Here is a 13,991-nt window from a genome sequence, read left to right as displayed (position 1 = left end):
GGTGGGCTCGATCGCCGAGCTCCTCGGCTACACCCTCGACCCGGTGCCGACGGACGCCGAGGCGGGTGAGGGCGCCGGCTCAGGCGCGTCCCACGCGGGCGCGTCGCGCGCCGACGAGGCCCGTGAGACCGCGATGGCCGCGGTCCTCGCCGAGACTGGCCTCGAACCCGAGGACGCGCGCGCGGAGCTGACACTGCGCGGAGACCTCGACCTCGACGACCTCGCGCTCTACGCGATCGTCGCCCGCATCGAGCACGAACTGCGCGCGTCCTTCCCCGACGCCGAGATCGCGCAGTGGACGACGCTCGGCGACGTCCTCGACGCGGCGGCCGAACGGCACTAGCTCGCCCGAACCGGCCCGAGCGCTCCGTCCGCCCTCTACCCTGGGGGAAAGGAGGTGCGCGATGGCGGGCACGGAGACCACGACGCAACGGTCGGGCGCGCCCTCCTGGCTCCTGCGGACGCTCCTCGCGCTGACGGGGCTCACGATGGCGGCCTTCGTCCTCGTCCACATGCTGGGGAACCTCAAGATCCTGTTCGACGCCCCGTCGATGGACGCCTACGCCGGATGGCTGCGCGAGATCCTCGTCCCCCTCCTGCCGCGGGAGGGCCTCCTGTGGATCTTCCGGGTCGTCCTCCTCGCCTGCGTCCTCGTCCATGTGTGGTGCGCCCTCGCCCTCAAGTCCCGGGCGCGCCGCCTGCGGACGCCCGGTGCGCGGACGAAGGCCATGCGCGCCCTCCTCGCGCGTCTCATGCTCCCGACGGGCCTCCTCCTCCTCGCGTGGCTCGCGATGCACCTCCTCGACCTCACGATCGGCGCATGGGTCGCGCCCGTGGACTTCGCGGCGCCCGACCCTGCCTTCCACGCCTCCCACAACGTCGTCGCCTCGCTCTCGCGCCCCCTCATGGCGGGCGCGTACGGCCTCGCCCTCCTCGCGCTCGGCGCGCACCTCGCCCACGGGATCGGACTCGCCGTCAAGGACCTCGGCGCGACCGGGCCGAAGGGCCTCGCCGCGGCCGAGCGGATCGGCGTCCTCGTCGCCGCGCTCATCGTCCTCGGCGACGGCGCGGTGCTCGTCTTCTCCCTCGCGACGGGAGCGCTGCCATGACCGAATTCCGCGAGGACGGGCCCCCGACGACCCGTATCGATCTGCGCCGCGCCCGCGATCGGCGCCCGAACGTCGAGCAGGGCGCGTCCCTCGACCCCCGCGAGCCGGGCTCCGCGCCGGAGCGGATGTGGGACGAGTACGTCGCCGGGCACCGACTCGTCGGGCCGGGCAACCGCAAGCGCTTCACCGTCCTCGTCGTCGGCACGGGGCTCGCCGGCGCGGGCGCCGCCGCCTCGCTCTCCGAGCTCGGATACCGGGTCGAGGTCCTCACCTTCCACGACTCGCCGCGCAGGGCGCACTCGGTCGCCGCGCAGGGCGGGATCAACGCCGCGCGGGCCCGCGGCGTCGACGGGGACGCGCTCGCCCGCTTCGTCGTCGACACCGTCAAGGGCGGCGACTTCCGCGCCCGCGAGTCCGAGGTCTTCCGGCTCGGCGAACTCTCGAGCCGCGTCATCGATCACATGAACGCGCTCGGCGTCCCCTTCGCCCGCGAATACGGCGGTTCGCTCGCGACCCGCTCCTTCGGCGGCGTCCAGGTGTCGCGGACCTTCTACTCGCGCGGCCAGACCGGTCAGCAGCTCGAGATCGCCGCGTCCTCGGCGCTCATGCGCGAAGTCCGCGCGGGCCGGATCCTCCTCCATACGCGCACCGAGATGCTCGACCTCGTCGTCGCAGATGGACGGGCCGCCGGCGTCGTCGCCCGCGATCTCGAGACCGGCGCGATCTTGGTCCTGCGCGCCGATGCGATCGTCCTCGCGACCGGCGGCTACGGGAACCTCTACTTCCACTCGACGCTCGCGAAGAACTCGAACGCGAGCGCCGCGTGGCGCGCGCACCGGGCGGGCGCGGCCTTCGCCTCGCCGTCCTTCATCCAATTCCACCCGACGGCCCTGCCCGTCTCGAGCCCGTGGCAGTCGAAGACGACGCTGATGTCGGAGTCGCTGCGCAACGACGGGCGCATCTGGGTGCCCGAGGCCCCCGGCGACGCCCGCGAGCCGAACGAGATCCCCGAGGACGAGCGCGACTACTACCTCGAGCGCCGCTACCCGGCCTTCGGGAACCTCACGCCCCGCGACATCGCCTCGCGCGCCGCCTTCGCCGAGATCTCCTCCGGGCGCGGGGTGGGGGAGGCCCGCAACTCCGTCTACCTCGACTTCCGCGACGCCCTCGCCGCCCAGGGGCGGGCGCGCCTCGCCGAGAAGTACGGGAACCTCTTCACGATGTACCGCGACTCGACGGGCGAGGACCCCTACGAGCGGCCCATGCGCATCGCCCCCGGCGCCCACTTCGCGATGGGCGGGCTCTGGGTCGACTACCGCCTCCAATCGACGATCCCCGGGCTCTTCGTCGCGGGCGAGGCGAACGCCGCCTACCACGGGGCGAACCGGCTCGGCGCGAACTCGCTCCTCGCCGCGTGCGTCGACGGCTCCTTCACGATCCCGCACGTCGTCTCCGAGTACCTCGCGGGTCGGCTCGGAGAGGGCCTCGTCGCCGAGGACGACGCGGGCGTCGCGAAGGCCCGTGAGCGCGTGAACGGGCGGATCGACGCGCTCCTGAGCGGTGCGGGCGTGACGCCCGCGAAGGAGTTCCACCGCGAGCTCGGGCGCGTGATGTACGCGAAGTGCGGCGTCACGAGGACGGGGGAGGGCCTCGCCGAGGGGGCGCGCGAGATCCGCCAGATCCGCTCCGCCTTCGCCGAGGGTGTGCGCGTGACGGGTTCCGCCGACTCCTTCAATCCCGACCTCGTCGAGGCGATGCGCATCGGCGACTTCCTCGAGCTCGCCGAACTCATGTGCGTGGACGCCCTCAACCGCGAGGAATCCTGCGGGGCCCACTTCCGCGCCGAGCACGTCCTGCCCGACGGCGAGGCCGCGCGCGACGACGCGGCATGGCGCTGCGTGTCCGCCTGGGAGACCTCCGGGTGGGAGTCCGGCGCCCCCGCATTCGTCCACCGGCGCGAGGAGCTGGAGTTCCGCGCGGTGCCGCTCCAGACGAGGAACTACCGATGAGGCTGAGGATCAGGGTCTGGCGACAGGAGTCGCGCGCAGCGAAGGGGCGCTTCGAGGAGTACGCCCTCGAGGACGCCGATCCGCGGATGAGCGTCCTCGAGCTCCTCGACGCGCTCAACGCCTCGCTTGCCGCGCGCGGCCAGGCGCCGATCGCCTTCGACTCGGACTGCCGCGAGGGGATCTGCGGGGCCTGCGGCCTCCTCGTCGACGGGCGCCCGAACGGTTGGAGCGACAACCTCCCCGCCTGCCACCAGCGCCTCGGCGAGCGCCCGGAGGGCGCGCTCGTCGTCCTCGAGCCGCTGCGCTCCGCCGCGTTCCCCGTCATCCGCGACCTCGTCGTCGACCGCTCGCGCCTCGACGTCCTCATGGGCGAGGGCGGGGCCTCGGCCTCGACGACGGGGAGGGCTCCGGACGCCGACGCCGTTCCGGTCGCCCACTGCGCGGCCGAGTCGGCGCTCGACCTCGCCGCCTGCATCGGGTGCGGCGCCTGCGTCGCCGCCTGCCCGAACGGCTCGGCGGCGCTCTACGCCGGCGCGCGCCTCGCCTCCCTCGCGCTCCTCCCGATCCCCGCGAAGGAGCGGCGCGCCCGCGCGATCCGCATGGCCGAGGCCTACGAGGACGCCTTCGGCCCGTGCTCGGGCTACGGCGAATGCGCGCGGGTCTGCCCGGCGGGGATTCCGCTCGCCGTCACCGGGGTGGTGGGGCGCGAGCGCTGGGGCGCCCTCTTCCACCGCGACCGCTGAGAACGGGCGAGGCGGGGCGGCCCGCGAGGTCATCCGCGCGTCAAGGGATCCTTGGGCGCGCGTCAGATTTCTCCTCGATTTCGACAAGCGCCGGACTTTCGTCCCGCTGCGGGGCATCATCGGGGTGCGGCGCGCATCCGCGCCGGTCAGCCAGCGAATGAAGGAGTCGACGTGAGGACTGCGAGCCGGACCGAGGAGGACCTTCTCGGCGCCAGGGACGTCCCGCTCGAGGCCTATTGGGGGATCCACACCCTGCGGGCCATCGAGAACTACCAGATCTCCGGTACGACGATCGGCGAGGAGCCGGCCTTCGTGCGGGGCATGGTCCAGGTGAAGAAGGCCTCCGCCCTCGCGAATCGCGACCACGGGACGCTTCCGGAGGATATCGCCGAGGCGATCATCTGGGCGTGCGACGAGATCCTCGCCAATGGGCGCTGCCTCGATCAGTTCCCCATCGACGTGTTCCAGGGCGGCGCGGGCACGAGCGTCAACATGAACACGAACGAGGTCGTCGCGAACCTCGCCCTCGAGCACCTCGGCTTCGCGAAGGGCCGCTACTCGCACGTCAACCCCAACGACCACGTCAACAAGTCGCAGTCGACGAACGACGCCTACCCGACGGGCTTCCGCCTCGGGCTCCACGAGAAGATCGAGGTCCTCGTCGCCGAGCTCGAACGGCTCATCGACTCCCTCGCCTCGAAGGGCATCCAGTTCAAGGACGTCCTCAAGATGGGGCGCACCCAGCTCCAGGACGCGGTCCCGATGAGCCTCGGCCAGGAGTTCGAGGCGTTCTCGGTCCTCCTCGGCGAGGAGATCCCGCGCCTGCGGAACAACTCGGCCCTTCTCCTCGAGGTCAACCTCGGCGCGACCGCCATCGGTACGGGCCTCAACACGCCCGAGGGCTACCAGTCCACCGTCGTCCGCTACCTCTCCGAGGTGACCGGGCTCGAGATCAAGGGCGCGGAGAACCTCCTCGAGGCGACGAGCGACACCGGCGCCTACGTCTCGATGCACGCGGCGATCAAGCGCCTCGCCGTCAAACTCTCGAAGATCTGCAACGACCTGCGCCTGCTCTCCTCCGGGCCGCGCGCGGGCCTCGGCGAGATCCGACTGCTCGAGCGGGCCGCCGGCTCGTCGATCATGCCGGCGAAGGTCAACCCCGTCATCCCCGAGGTCGTCAACCAGGTGTGCTTCAAGGTGATGGGCAACGACGTCGCTCTCACCTTCGCCGCCGAGGCCGGGCAGCTCCAGCTCAACGTCATGGAGCCGGTCATCGGGCAGACCCTCTTCGAGTCGATCAACCTCCTGACGAACGCGATGCGGACCCTGCGGGAGTTCTGCATCATCGGCATCGAGGCGAACGCCGAGGTGTGCACGCGCAACGTCCTCGACTCCATCGGGATCGTCACCTACCTCAACGAGGTCATCGGGCACGCGAACGGCGACGCCGTCGGACGCGAGTGCGCGAGGTCGGGGCGCAACGTCCGCGAGGTCGTCCTCGAAATGGGACTCCTCGACGAAAAGGCGCTCGACGAGCTGCTGAGCGTCGAGAACCTCCTGCGGCCGAAGTACCGGGACATGCGCTACTACTCGGGCGCCGACCCGTCCGTCGTCGAGCCCGAGCCGGAGGGCGAGCCCGCGGACGCCTAGTCGCGCGCCGGGACCGCGTCCGCCGGTCGGCACGCGGGGTGATCGGAGAAAGCGGTCACGACCTCGTCCTCGAGGAGATCGAGCGCGGGGGAGTCGAGCGTCCACCGGTGCCAGTACAGCCGGACGGCGACCTCGCGCGCCCCGGGGACGCGGACGAGGCCGGCGGGCGCAGTGCCGAGGGGGATCATGCCCCAGCCGAGGCCCGCGCGGATCGCCTCCTCGAAGGCGGGATGCCCGGGGACGTAGTGGACGGTTCCCGCGGCCTCGTGCGCCGTGCCGCGGGCGGACTCGTCCTGGAGCGCGTCGATCTCGTCGAAATGGACGCGGGGGAGCGGGCCGTCGGCGCCCTCGAGCAGGCGCGGGCGGACGAGTGGCTCGTAGGTCATCGTTCCGAGTTCTCTCGCGCGGCAGCCGGCGAGGGCGCGGGGGCTCGTCGACACCCCGACGATCGCGGTCGCGTCGCGGAGCATATCCATCGTCCGGTCCTCGTTCGCCGTTCGCAGGGTGAGGGCGATGCCGCCCTCGTCCGCGAGCGCGGCGAGGACCGGGAGGAACCAGGTCGCGAGGGAGTCCTCGTTGATCGCCATCGCGATGCGAGTCGGCTCGCGACTTCCACTCATCGGGTTCTCGTCCTCCGCGGCGCCCCCGGTGCCCGTTGCGCCCGGGAGCTGGGCGAGCGCCTCGGAGGCAAGAAGGGCCTGCGCTCTCGCGAGGCGGAGGAGGACCGCGCCCTCGGCGGTCGGGCGGACGGGGGCGGTGCGCGTGAGGAGGACCGCGCCGACCGAGGACTCGAGCGCGCGGATCCGCTGACTGACGGCCGAGGTCGAGATGCGCAGGCGCGTGCCCGCCTCGTCGAAGGTCCCCTCGTCGACGATCGCCGCGAGGGTCGCGAGGTGCGCGCTGGAGATGAAGGAATTCTTCACAAGCATCAGAATAATCGATTATCCTTCACCGCTCGCGGGCCCCTAGCGTCGTCGGCATGACGCTCGACCCGCACGCCTACCTCACCGGCCTGTCGATCGGACTCGGACTCATCGTCGCCATCGGCGCGCAGAACGCCTGGGTGATCCGCCAGGGGATCCGGCGCGACCGCATCGGCGTCGTCGTCGCCGTCTGCATCGCCTGCGACCTCGCGCTCATCGCCGCGGGCACCGCTGGCATCGGCGCGGTGACGAGGGCGGCCCCCTGGCTCCTCGCCGTCCTCAAGTGGGGAGGAGTCGCCTACCTCCTCTGGTTCGCCCGGGGCTCGGCGAAGTCCGCCCTCTCGTCCACCGCGTCCCTCAAGGACGCGGCCCCGGCCTCGTCGCGCGGCACGGTGCTGCTGACGACGCTCGGCGTCTCACTTCTCAACCCCCACGTCTATCTCGACACCGTCCTCATGCTGGGAACCGTGACGAACTCCTTCGGGGCGCTCAAGTGGATGGCGGCGGCCGGCGCGATGACCGCGTCGATCCTCTGGTTCTCCGGGATCGGCTGGGGCGCCCGCGCCGCCTCGGGACTCCTCGACCGCCCCTCGACCTGGCGGGCCCTCGATGGCCTCGTCGCTCTCGTGATGATCGGCGTCGCGGCGTCCCTCGCGCTCTCCCCGGCCGGGTAGGATTCGAGAATCGAAAGGAGCCGCGGTGGCGAAGCTGTATTTCCGGTACGGGGCGATGAACTCGGGCAAGTCGACCGCGCTTCTGCAGGCGGCTTACAACTACGAGGAGCGCGGGCAGCGCGTTCTCCTCGCCAAGCCCGTCGTCGATACGAAGGGCGACTCGACGATCGTCTCGCGGCTCGGCGTCGCGCGGGAAGTCGACCTCCTCGTCTCGCCGGGCGTCGACCTCTTCGCCCTCGTCTCCGGGCTCGCCTTCTCGGCGCCCGGGGAGGGGCTCGCGCCGATCTCGTGCCTCCTCGTCGATGAGGCCCAGTTCCTCGAGCCGGCGCAGGTCGACGACCTCCTGAGGATCGCCGTCGAGCTCGGGATCCCGGTGCTCGCCTACGGCATCCGCACCGACTTCCAGACCCACTCCTTCCCCGGGTCGTTGCGCCTTCTCGAGATCGCGCACTCGCTCGAGGAGCTGAAGACGATCTGTCGCTGCGGCCGCAAGGCGATGTTCAACGGGCGCAAGATCGGGGACCGGTACGTCTTCGACGGCGCCCAGGTCGCGATCGACGGCGTCGAGGTCACGTACGAATCCTTGTGCCCGGCCTGCTACCTCGAAGCCGGGGGAGCGCTGCCGTACGCCGCGGCGCGCAGAGCCTGACCCTCCTTCCCGAGGAGGCATGCGCTTGCGGCTGCGAGTCGACCGGATGAGCGCTTCTCCCGCCGCGGGCCGGGCGCGCCCGCTTCGGACCGCGTTCTGCGGTCCTGCAGACGCCCGGGGCCTACCCGGCCCGGCCCGCCGCACGCGAAGTCATGCGCCTTCGGCCGCAGGCGTCTGAGCTGGAATGGATTGATGACGAGGCGATCTCGCCTTCAATAACGATTCGGTAACACTCATTTCTGACCTGCGGAAACGGTCGGCATTCGGCTGCGAATTGGTAGAACACCTGTTCGATTCATGGGAGAATGGGACCCATGAACGAGGATGTCGCCCCGCTTACCGGTCTGGACCGTGCGGTCCGGGACTCGCGGTGCGTCCTCACGCGTCTTCTCGCCGACGGCGGTTTCGAACGCCTGTCGGACGACGATCTCCTGGGGGCCGTTCGGGCGGTCGAAGCACTGGGGCGCGCGGTGGATGCGGCTCGAGCCGCCGGCGCCGTGGAAGTGAAGGAACGGTGCCGGCCGGAGCGGGCCGACGGGCGGATCGACGTCCGGGTGGGCGCGAGGTCCGCACATGACCTCTTGACCCGGATCACCGGGGCGTCCTCGCGGACGGTGAGTGCGCGAATCCGGGCGGGACGGCGTCTTCGCGTTCCCCGGTCGCTCGCGGGCGACTCCTTGGCGGGGAGGCTCCCGCTCGTGCGGGCGGCGTGCGAGACCGGGCTGCTGAGCGAGGACGCCGCCGATGCGATCCACGGCGCATTCGCTCCTCGGATAGCGGGAATGAGCATGGGCGAGGCGGCGGAACGCGCGGTCGTGTCCCAAGCTCTCGGGATTCCCGCGGCCGAGGGCGAGATTCCTGACCTCACGGCGGATGATATCCGCGCTCTGGCCGACAGCGAGAACTCTGACGGCAGTTCATCTTTCACGGGCTTCCCCGAGCGCATGGTGCTGCCGGCCGACACGGTCAAGCAGATCGCGCGCGTGTGGGCGGAAGCGATCGATCCCGACGGGACGATGCCGAAGGACGCGGATACCGCGTCGCGGCGCGGACTCGCGCTGTCGCCGACGAGGGAGGGGCTCGTTCGAATCAACGGGCTCCTCCTGCCCGAGGTTGGGGCCGGGCTCCATACTCTGCTGTCCGCCCTCACCAATCCGAAGACCAGCGAAGCTCAAGTGCCGGATCCAACGGATACGGACAGGGCGTCCGGTGTCGACGCCTTGGGCGTTGCCGCCGACGGCGGTGTTGTCGACGTGTCGGGAACGGATCGGGACCGGCGCGTGGGGCGCAGTCGGGCGATGCTCGTCCACGACGCCTTCGCCTCACTCGTGTCGAAGGCCGCCGCGCTCCCGTCGATGCCGCAGTTGGCCGGCGCGGCTCCCACGCTCGTCGTCACGATGACGGCGCAGGACGTTGCGGACCCGAAGGGTGTCGCTCATCTCGCCGATGTTCCTGCGGGCGCATTCCAAGCCGAGGCCTCGACGATTCCCGCCCGCGTCGCCCTCCATGCGGCGTGCGACGGAGTCGTCGAGCGCGTTCGAATGGATGAACGCGGCCGAATCCTCCAGATCGAGAGCAGAGCACGAGTGTTCACGGGCCGCCAGCGTCGGGCGATCGCCGCAAGGGACGGGGGATGCGTGATCCCCGGCTGCACGGTCGGGCCCGCCTGGTGCGAAGTCCACCATGTGCGCGAGTACGCGGCCGGGGGCCGGACGACGACCGACAACGGCGTTCTCCTGTGCTGGTACCACCACAGGTTCCTCGACGCCCTCACCTGGCGTATCCGCATGCGCGAGGGCGTGCCCGAAGTGAAGGCGCCCGTGTTCCTCGGGGGCGACGGCCAGTGGCGCCCCGCGCAGTCCTCTGCGACGCGCCGTCTCTTCGACGCCCGCAGCGCGATGACCAAATTCGAGGACGGGATGCTCGAGCACCGTCGGCGCACGGCGCCGAGGGCGCGACCTCGCGCGATGGTCCGTGAGTCGCCGCGGCCAGAGCCTCCATCGCCCGAGGGGCCAGTGCCCGAGATCCCCACTTCGAACTTCCCGCCGAAGGAGATCCCGTCGCCGGAAGCGTTGACACCGTCTGCGGCGTTGACGCGGTCAGAGGCGTTGACGTCGCCTCCACCCGACATATCGACCGAAGCTCCGCGACGGACTGGAGGGAGAGGATCGCTCGGAATCGAATCGGAGCGGATACTCGAGGGGGAGTCCGGTGCGGGCTCGGGGCCGTTGAGCGGTCGGGCGGACGCGGATGCTCCCCGCGACGACGAGTGCTGGCCGATGCTTCACCGCTTCGCCGTGCCCGATGAGGCGCGCCGACACGGCTTCGGCGCCCTCATCGAGATCGACACCGCGCTCGATCCGCGCTTTCCCCACCGTGTTCGCGCGGTGGAGGAACGCGACGTCCGCGAAGCCCTGGCAAGAATTCGTCCGCAGGGCCGTCGCGAGAGGCTGCGAAGGAACCGCGTCCGCATGCGCGCGGACGAGTGAGGGCCCGGGGACGGGCCCCGCGCCACGCGGATGTGTCGTGTAAAGGCTCGACAGGTACGGGGCAGTAGGACGCGAGCGCGGTGACGGGATCCCGCCGCTCTGCGATCGCCCGGCGCTGGGTGAAACGGCGATGAGTCGGCGCCTGCGACGAGCATTCGACTGAGCGATCGTCCGTTCGTCGACGCTCGAGTGATCCTGCGGTCGCGGCGACGAGAACGGGGCGGCCGCCCTCCGGGAGGAGAGCGGCCGCCCCGTCGGCTCATCGAGCCGAATGACCCTTCAGAGGACGATCAGTCCTCGCCGTGGTGATCCTCGGCCGTGATCGCGCAGTTGAAGAGGTCGTACTTCGCGATCGCCTGGGAGATGACCGAGCGATCGATCCGGCCCTGATCCGCGAGGGTCTGCAGGGTGCGGACGACGAGCGACTCGGCGTCGATGTGGTAGAAGCGGCGCGCGGCGCGACGGGTGTCGGAGATGCCGAACCCGTCGGCGCCGAGGACGCGGTAGTCGCCCGGCACCCACTGGCGGATCATGTCCTGCGTGAGGGCGTCGAAGTCCGAGGTCGCGATGAACGGGCCCTCGGAGCCGGAGAGCTTCTGCGTGAGGTACGCGGTCCGCGGGGCCTCCTCCGGGTGGAGGAAGTTGTGCTCGTCGGCGGCGAGGCCGTCGCGGCGCAGCTCGTTCCACGACGTGACCGACCAGACGGCCGCGTCGATGCCCCAGTCCTCGGCGAGGAGGCGCTTCGCGTCGCGGGCCCACGGCACGCCGACGCCGGAGGCGAGGAGCTGGACCTTCTGGCCCTGACCGGAGTGGTCCTCGACCTTGTAGATGCCGCGGACGATGCCCTCGACGTCGACGTTCTCCGGCTCGGCCGGCTGGTGGATGGGCTCGTTGTAGACGGTGATGTAGTACATGACGTTCGGATCGCGACCGTCGTCCTCGCCGTACATCCGCTTGAGGCCGTCCTCCATGATGTACCGGATCTCGTAGGCGTAGGCGGGGTCGTAGGAGACGAACGCCCGGTTCGTCGACGCGAGGACCTGCGAGTTGCCGTCCATGTGCTGGAGGCCCTCGCCGGCGAGCGTCGTGCGGCCGGCGGTCGCGCCGATGACGAAGCCTCGGGTGAGCTGATCGCCGGCGGCCCAGAACTGGTCGCCGGTCCGCTGGAAGCCGAACATCGAGTAGAAGATGTAGACGGGGACCATCGGGAGGTCGTGCGTCGCGTAGGCGGTGCCGACGACCTGGAAGGCGGCCGCCGAACCGGCCTCGGTGATGCCGGTGTGCATGACCTGGCCCTGCTCGGACTCCTTGTAGGAGAGCATCATGTCGGCGTCGACGGCCGTGTAGTTCTGGCCGTGCGTGTTGAAGATCTTCGCCGAGGGGAAGATTGCGTCGAGGCCGAAGGTGCGCGCCTCGTCCGGGATGATCGGGACGAAGTACTTGCCGACGTTCTTGTCCTTGAAGAGGTCCTTGAGGAGTCGGACGAGGGCCATCGTCGTCGCGACCTCGAGCGGGCCCGAGCCCTTGGACAGGCCCTCGAAGGGCTTTGTCGGGAGCGGCGGGAGCTTCGGGTCGCGATCCGCGCGGCGCTCGGGGACCCAGCCGCCGAGCTTCTCGCGGCGCTCCTTCATGTAGAGGAGGGCCGGGTCGTCGTCAGCCGGCTTGAAGTAGGGCGGCATGTAGGGGTTGGCCTCGAGCTGCTCGTCCGTGATCGGGATCTGCAGGCGGTCGCGGAGCTGCTTGGCGTCCTCGAGGGTGAGCTTCTTCATCTGGTGCGTCGAGTTGCGACCGGCGAAGTGGGAGCCGAGGGCGTAGCCCTTGATCGTGTGGGCGAGGATGACGGTTGGCTGACCGGTGTGCTCCATCGCGGCCTTGTAGGCGGCGTAGACCTTGCGGTAGTCGTGGCCGCCGCGCTGGAGGGCCCAGATCTGGTCGTCGGTCCAGTTCTGGACCATCGCCTTCGTGCGCGGGTCGCGGCCGAAGAAGTGCTCGCGGACGTACGCGCCGTCGTTCGCCTTGAAGGTCTGGTAGTCGCCGTCGAGCGTGTCGTTCATGAGGTGGACGAGGGCGTCGTCCTTGTCGGAGGCGAGGAGCTGGTCCCAGCCGCGGCCCCAGATCACCTTGATGACGTTCCAGCCGGCGCCCTTGAAGAAGGCCTCGAGCTCCTGGATGATCTTGCCGTTGCCGCGAACCGGGCCGTCGAGGCGCTGGAGGTTGCAGTTGACGACGAAGGTGAGGTTGTCGAGGCCCTGCTGGGCGGCGAGCTGGAGCATGCCGCGCGACTCGGGCTCGTCCATCTCGCCGTCGCCGAGGAAGGCCCAGGTGTGCTGCTGGGAGGTGTCCTTGATGCCGCGGAGGTGGAGGTAGCGGTCGAACCACGCCTGGTAGATCGCCTCCGCCGGGCCGAGGCCGAGCGACACGGTCGGGTACTCCCAGAAGTCGGGGAGCTGGCGCGGGTGCGGGTAGGAGGGGAGGCCCTTGGCGGTGGAGGCCTGCTGGCGGAAGCCGTCCATCTCCTCCTCGGAGAGGCGGCCCTCGAGGAACGCGCGGGCGTAGGGGCCGGGGGAGGCGTGGCCCTGGAAGAAGACGTGGTCGCCGCCGCCCGGGTGGTCCTTGCCGCGGAAGAAGTGGTTGAGGCCGACCTCGTAGAGGGTCGCGACCGACGCGTAGGAGGAGATGTGGCCGCCGACCTTGACGCCGGGGCGCTGCGCGCGCGTCACCTGCACGGCGGCGTTCCAGCGGATCCAGCGGCGGTACTGGCGCTCCATGGCCTCGTCGCCCGGGAAGTAGGGCTCCTGGTCGACGGGGATGGTGTTGACGTAGGGGGTCGTGTATTCCTGCGGGATCTGCACGCCCTCGCGACGGGCCTGCGCGAGCATGTGAAGGAGGATGTACCTGGCCCTCGGTCCGCCCTTCTCGTCGATGAGGCCGGACAGGGACTCGATCCATTCGGCGGTCTCCGCCGGATCGTTGTCCGGGACCTGGCTGAGCAGGCCGTTGACGACGGGGTGGTTCTCGCTCGCGTGACTCACGGATACCCTCTTCTTCCACGTATGTGACTGGTGTGCGCGACTTCGTGCGGTGCTTCCCATTGTCCACCGTCTCCCTCGCGGGCGCGACCGAAATTAGGACCTCGGGCCCATGATTCATGCCTCATTCCGCTCGTCATCCCGACTGCCCGGGAGCGCCCGCCGTGGACGCGCGCGACGGGCCGCGCGGGAGAATGGTCGAAGCCGCGGCGAGTGCCCTACGATGAGCGGGTGTTCGATTCAGCAGCGCAGCGGGCGCTCGTGAGGAAGGGCGGTCGTTCGTCGTGGCGGTGAACCTCGGATTCGCTCCGGGCCAGGTCGTGCAGGAGTTCTACGTCGACGACGACGCCGATCAGGAGCTCCGCTCCCGCGTCGAGGAGGAGACCGGCTCCGCCCTCGTCGATCCCGACTACGGGGACGTCGTCGACGGCGCGATCGTGTGGTGGCGCGCGGACGACGCCGAAGAGGAGGACCTCGCGGACCTCCTCGTCGACGCCCTCTCGAATCTCGACGACGGCGGACTCATCTGGGTGCTGATCCCCAAGCCCGGACGCCCCGGATCGGTGCCGGTCGCGGACGTCGAGGACGCGGCGAAGGTCGCGGGGCTTCATTCGACGTCGGCCGCCTCGGTGGGACCGCAGTGGGCGGGCATCCGCCTGACGGCGCGCCCGAGGGGCCGCTGAGTCGCTCGTCCATCGCGGCCGCGGGGCGCACGG

11 protein-coding genes are annotated in these 13,991 nt (G+C 70.6%); 9 read left to right on the top strand and 2 right to left on the bottom strand.

Annotated features, from left to right (window positions below; translation table 11 throughout):
* Position 1 precedes the first annotated feature (1 nt).
* The 5 genes from DY157_RS11685 (at position 2) to aspA (ending at position 5,511) form a co-directional block, all read left to right on the top strand.
* A complete protein-coding gene (locus DY157_RS11685) occupies positions 2 to 343 on the top strand; it encodes a phosphopantetheine-binding protein (protein ID WP_235827069.1) in 342 nt (113 codons plus the stop codon).
* 61 nt (positions 344 to 404) lie between these two features.
* A complete protein-coding gene (locus DY157_RS04610) occupies positions 405 to 1,109 on the top strand; it encodes a succinate dehydrogenase (protein WP_115727435.1) in 705 nt (234 codons plus the stop codon).
* 125 nt (positions 1,110 to 1,234) lie between these two features.
* Positions 1,235 to 3,118, top strand: coding sequence for a fumarate reductase/succinate dehydrogenase flavoprotein subunit (locus DY157_RS04605; protein WP_407923462.1), 1,884 nt, complete (start codon positions 1,235 to 1,237; stop codon positions 3,116 to 3,118).
* Positions 3,115 to 3,861: a succinate dehydrogenase/fumarate reductase iron-sulfur subunit gene (locus DY157_RS04600; RefSeq protein WP_115727433.1), complete on the top strand. Its 747-nt coding sequence runs from the start codon at positions 3,115 to 3,117 to the stop codon at positions 3,859 to 3,861. Before DY157_RS04605 ends, DY157_RS04600 begins: the two co-directional genes overlap by 4 nt.
* A gap of 171 nt (positions 3,862 to 4,032) precedes the next feature.
* Positions 4,033 to 5,511 (top strand): aspartate ammonia-lyase, encoded by a 1,479-nt coding sequence (gene aspA / locus DY157_RS04595; RefSeq protein ID WP_115727432.1) that lies wholly within the window; start codon positions 4,033 to 4,035, stop codon positions 5,509 to 5,511.
* On the opposite strand, the gene DY157_RS04590 is transcribed toward aspA, so the two are convergent.
* Complete coding sequence (locus DY157_RS04590; protein ID WP_160159452.1) at positions 5,508 to 6,434, bottom strand: ArgP/LysG family DNA-binding transcriptional regulator; 927 nt, start codon at positions 6,432 to 6,434, stop codon at positions 5,508 to 5,510. The two genes, aspA and DY157_RS04590, sit on opposite strands and share 4 nt — an antisense overlap.
* A 56-nt stretch (positions 6,435 to 6,490) precedes the next feature.
* Here DY157_RS04590 and DY157_RS04585 point away from each other — a divergent pair, with 56 nt between their 5' ends.
* From DY157_RS04585 to DY157_RS04575, 3 genes are all read left to right on the top strand, one after another.
* On the top strand, positions 6,491 to 7,108 hold the full coding sequence (locus DY157_RS04585) for a LysE/ArgO family amino acid transporter (RefSeq protein WP_115727430.1): 618 nt from the start codon (positions 6,491 to 6,493) through the stop codon (positions 7,106 to 7,108).
* Between the two features lie 25 nt (positions 7,109 to 7,133).
* On the top strand, positions 7,134 to 7,757 hold the full coding sequence (locus tag DY157_RS04580; protein ID WP_115727429.1) for a thymidine kinase: 624 nt from the start codon (positions 7,134 to 7,136) through the stop codon (positions 7,755 to 7,757).
* Between the two features lie 305 nt (positions 7,758 to 8,062).
* Positions 8,063 to 10,246: an HNH endonuclease signature motif containing protein gene (locus DY157_RS04575; RefSeq protein WP_115727428.1), complete on the top strand. Its 2,184-nt coding sequence runs from the start codon at positions 8,063 to 8,065 to the stop codon at positions 10,244 to 10,246.
* 290 nt (positions 10,247 to 10,536) lie between these two features.
* Here DY157_RS04575 and aceE read toward each other — a convergent pair whose 3' ends face one another.
* Positions 10,537 to 13,338, bottom strand: coding sequence for a pyruvate dehydrogenase (acetyl-transferring), homodimeric type (aceE, locus tag DY157_RS04570; protein ID WP_407923454.1), 2,802 nt, complete (start codon positions 13,336 to 13,338; stop codon positions 10,537 to 10,539).
* 221 nt (positions 13,339 to 13,559) lie between these two features.
* Here aceE and DY157_RS04565 point away from each other — a divergent pair, with 221 nt between their 5' ends.
* Positions 13,560 to 13,958: a DUF3052 domain-containing protein gene (locus DY157_RS04565; protein ID WP_115727426.1), complete on the top strand. Its 399-nt coding sequence runs from the start codon at positions 13,560 to 13,562 to the stop codon at positions 13,956 to 13,958.
* The last annotated feature ends 33 nt before the right edge of the window (positions 13,959 to 13,991 follow it).

The sequence above is a fragment of the Actinomyces culturomici genome, from assembly GCF_900499005.1.
Taxonomy (GTDB): Bacteria; Actinomycetota; Actinomycetes; order Actinomycetales; family Actinomycetaceae; genus Pauljensenia; species Pauljensenia culturomici.
The sequence above is the reverse complement of the archived record's forward strand: the minus strand, read 5'-3'. Positions and strand labels throughout refer to the sequence as shown.

What these genes read in the sequence shown, in the direction of transcription:
- DY157_RS04610 (WP_115727435.1), top strand. Translation starts at nt 405, where the DNA reads ATGGCGGGCACGGAGACCACGACGCAACGGTCGGGCGCGCCCTCCTGG.
- DY157_RS04605 (WP_407923462.1), top strand. Translation starts at nt 1,235, where the DNA reads ATGTGGGACGAGTACGTCGCCGGGCACCGACTCGTCGGGCCGGGCAAC.
- DY157_RS04600 (WP_115727433.1), top strand. Translation starts at nt 3,115, where the DNA reads ATGAGGCTGAGGATCAGGGTCTGGCGACAGGAGTCGCGCGCAGCGAAG.
- DY157_RS04585 (WP_115727430.1), top strand. Translation starts at nt 6,491, where the DNA reads ATGACGCTCGACCCGCACGCCTACCTCACCGGCCTGTCGATCGGACTC.
- DY157_RS04575 (WP_115727428.1), top strand. Translation starts at nt 8,063, where the DNA reads ATGGGACCCATGAACGAGGATGTCGCCCCGCTTACCGGTCTGGACCGT.
- aceE (WP_407923454.1), bottom strand. Translation starts at nt 13,338, where the DNA reads ATGGGAAGCACCGCACGAAGTCGCGCACACCAGTCACATACGTGGAAG.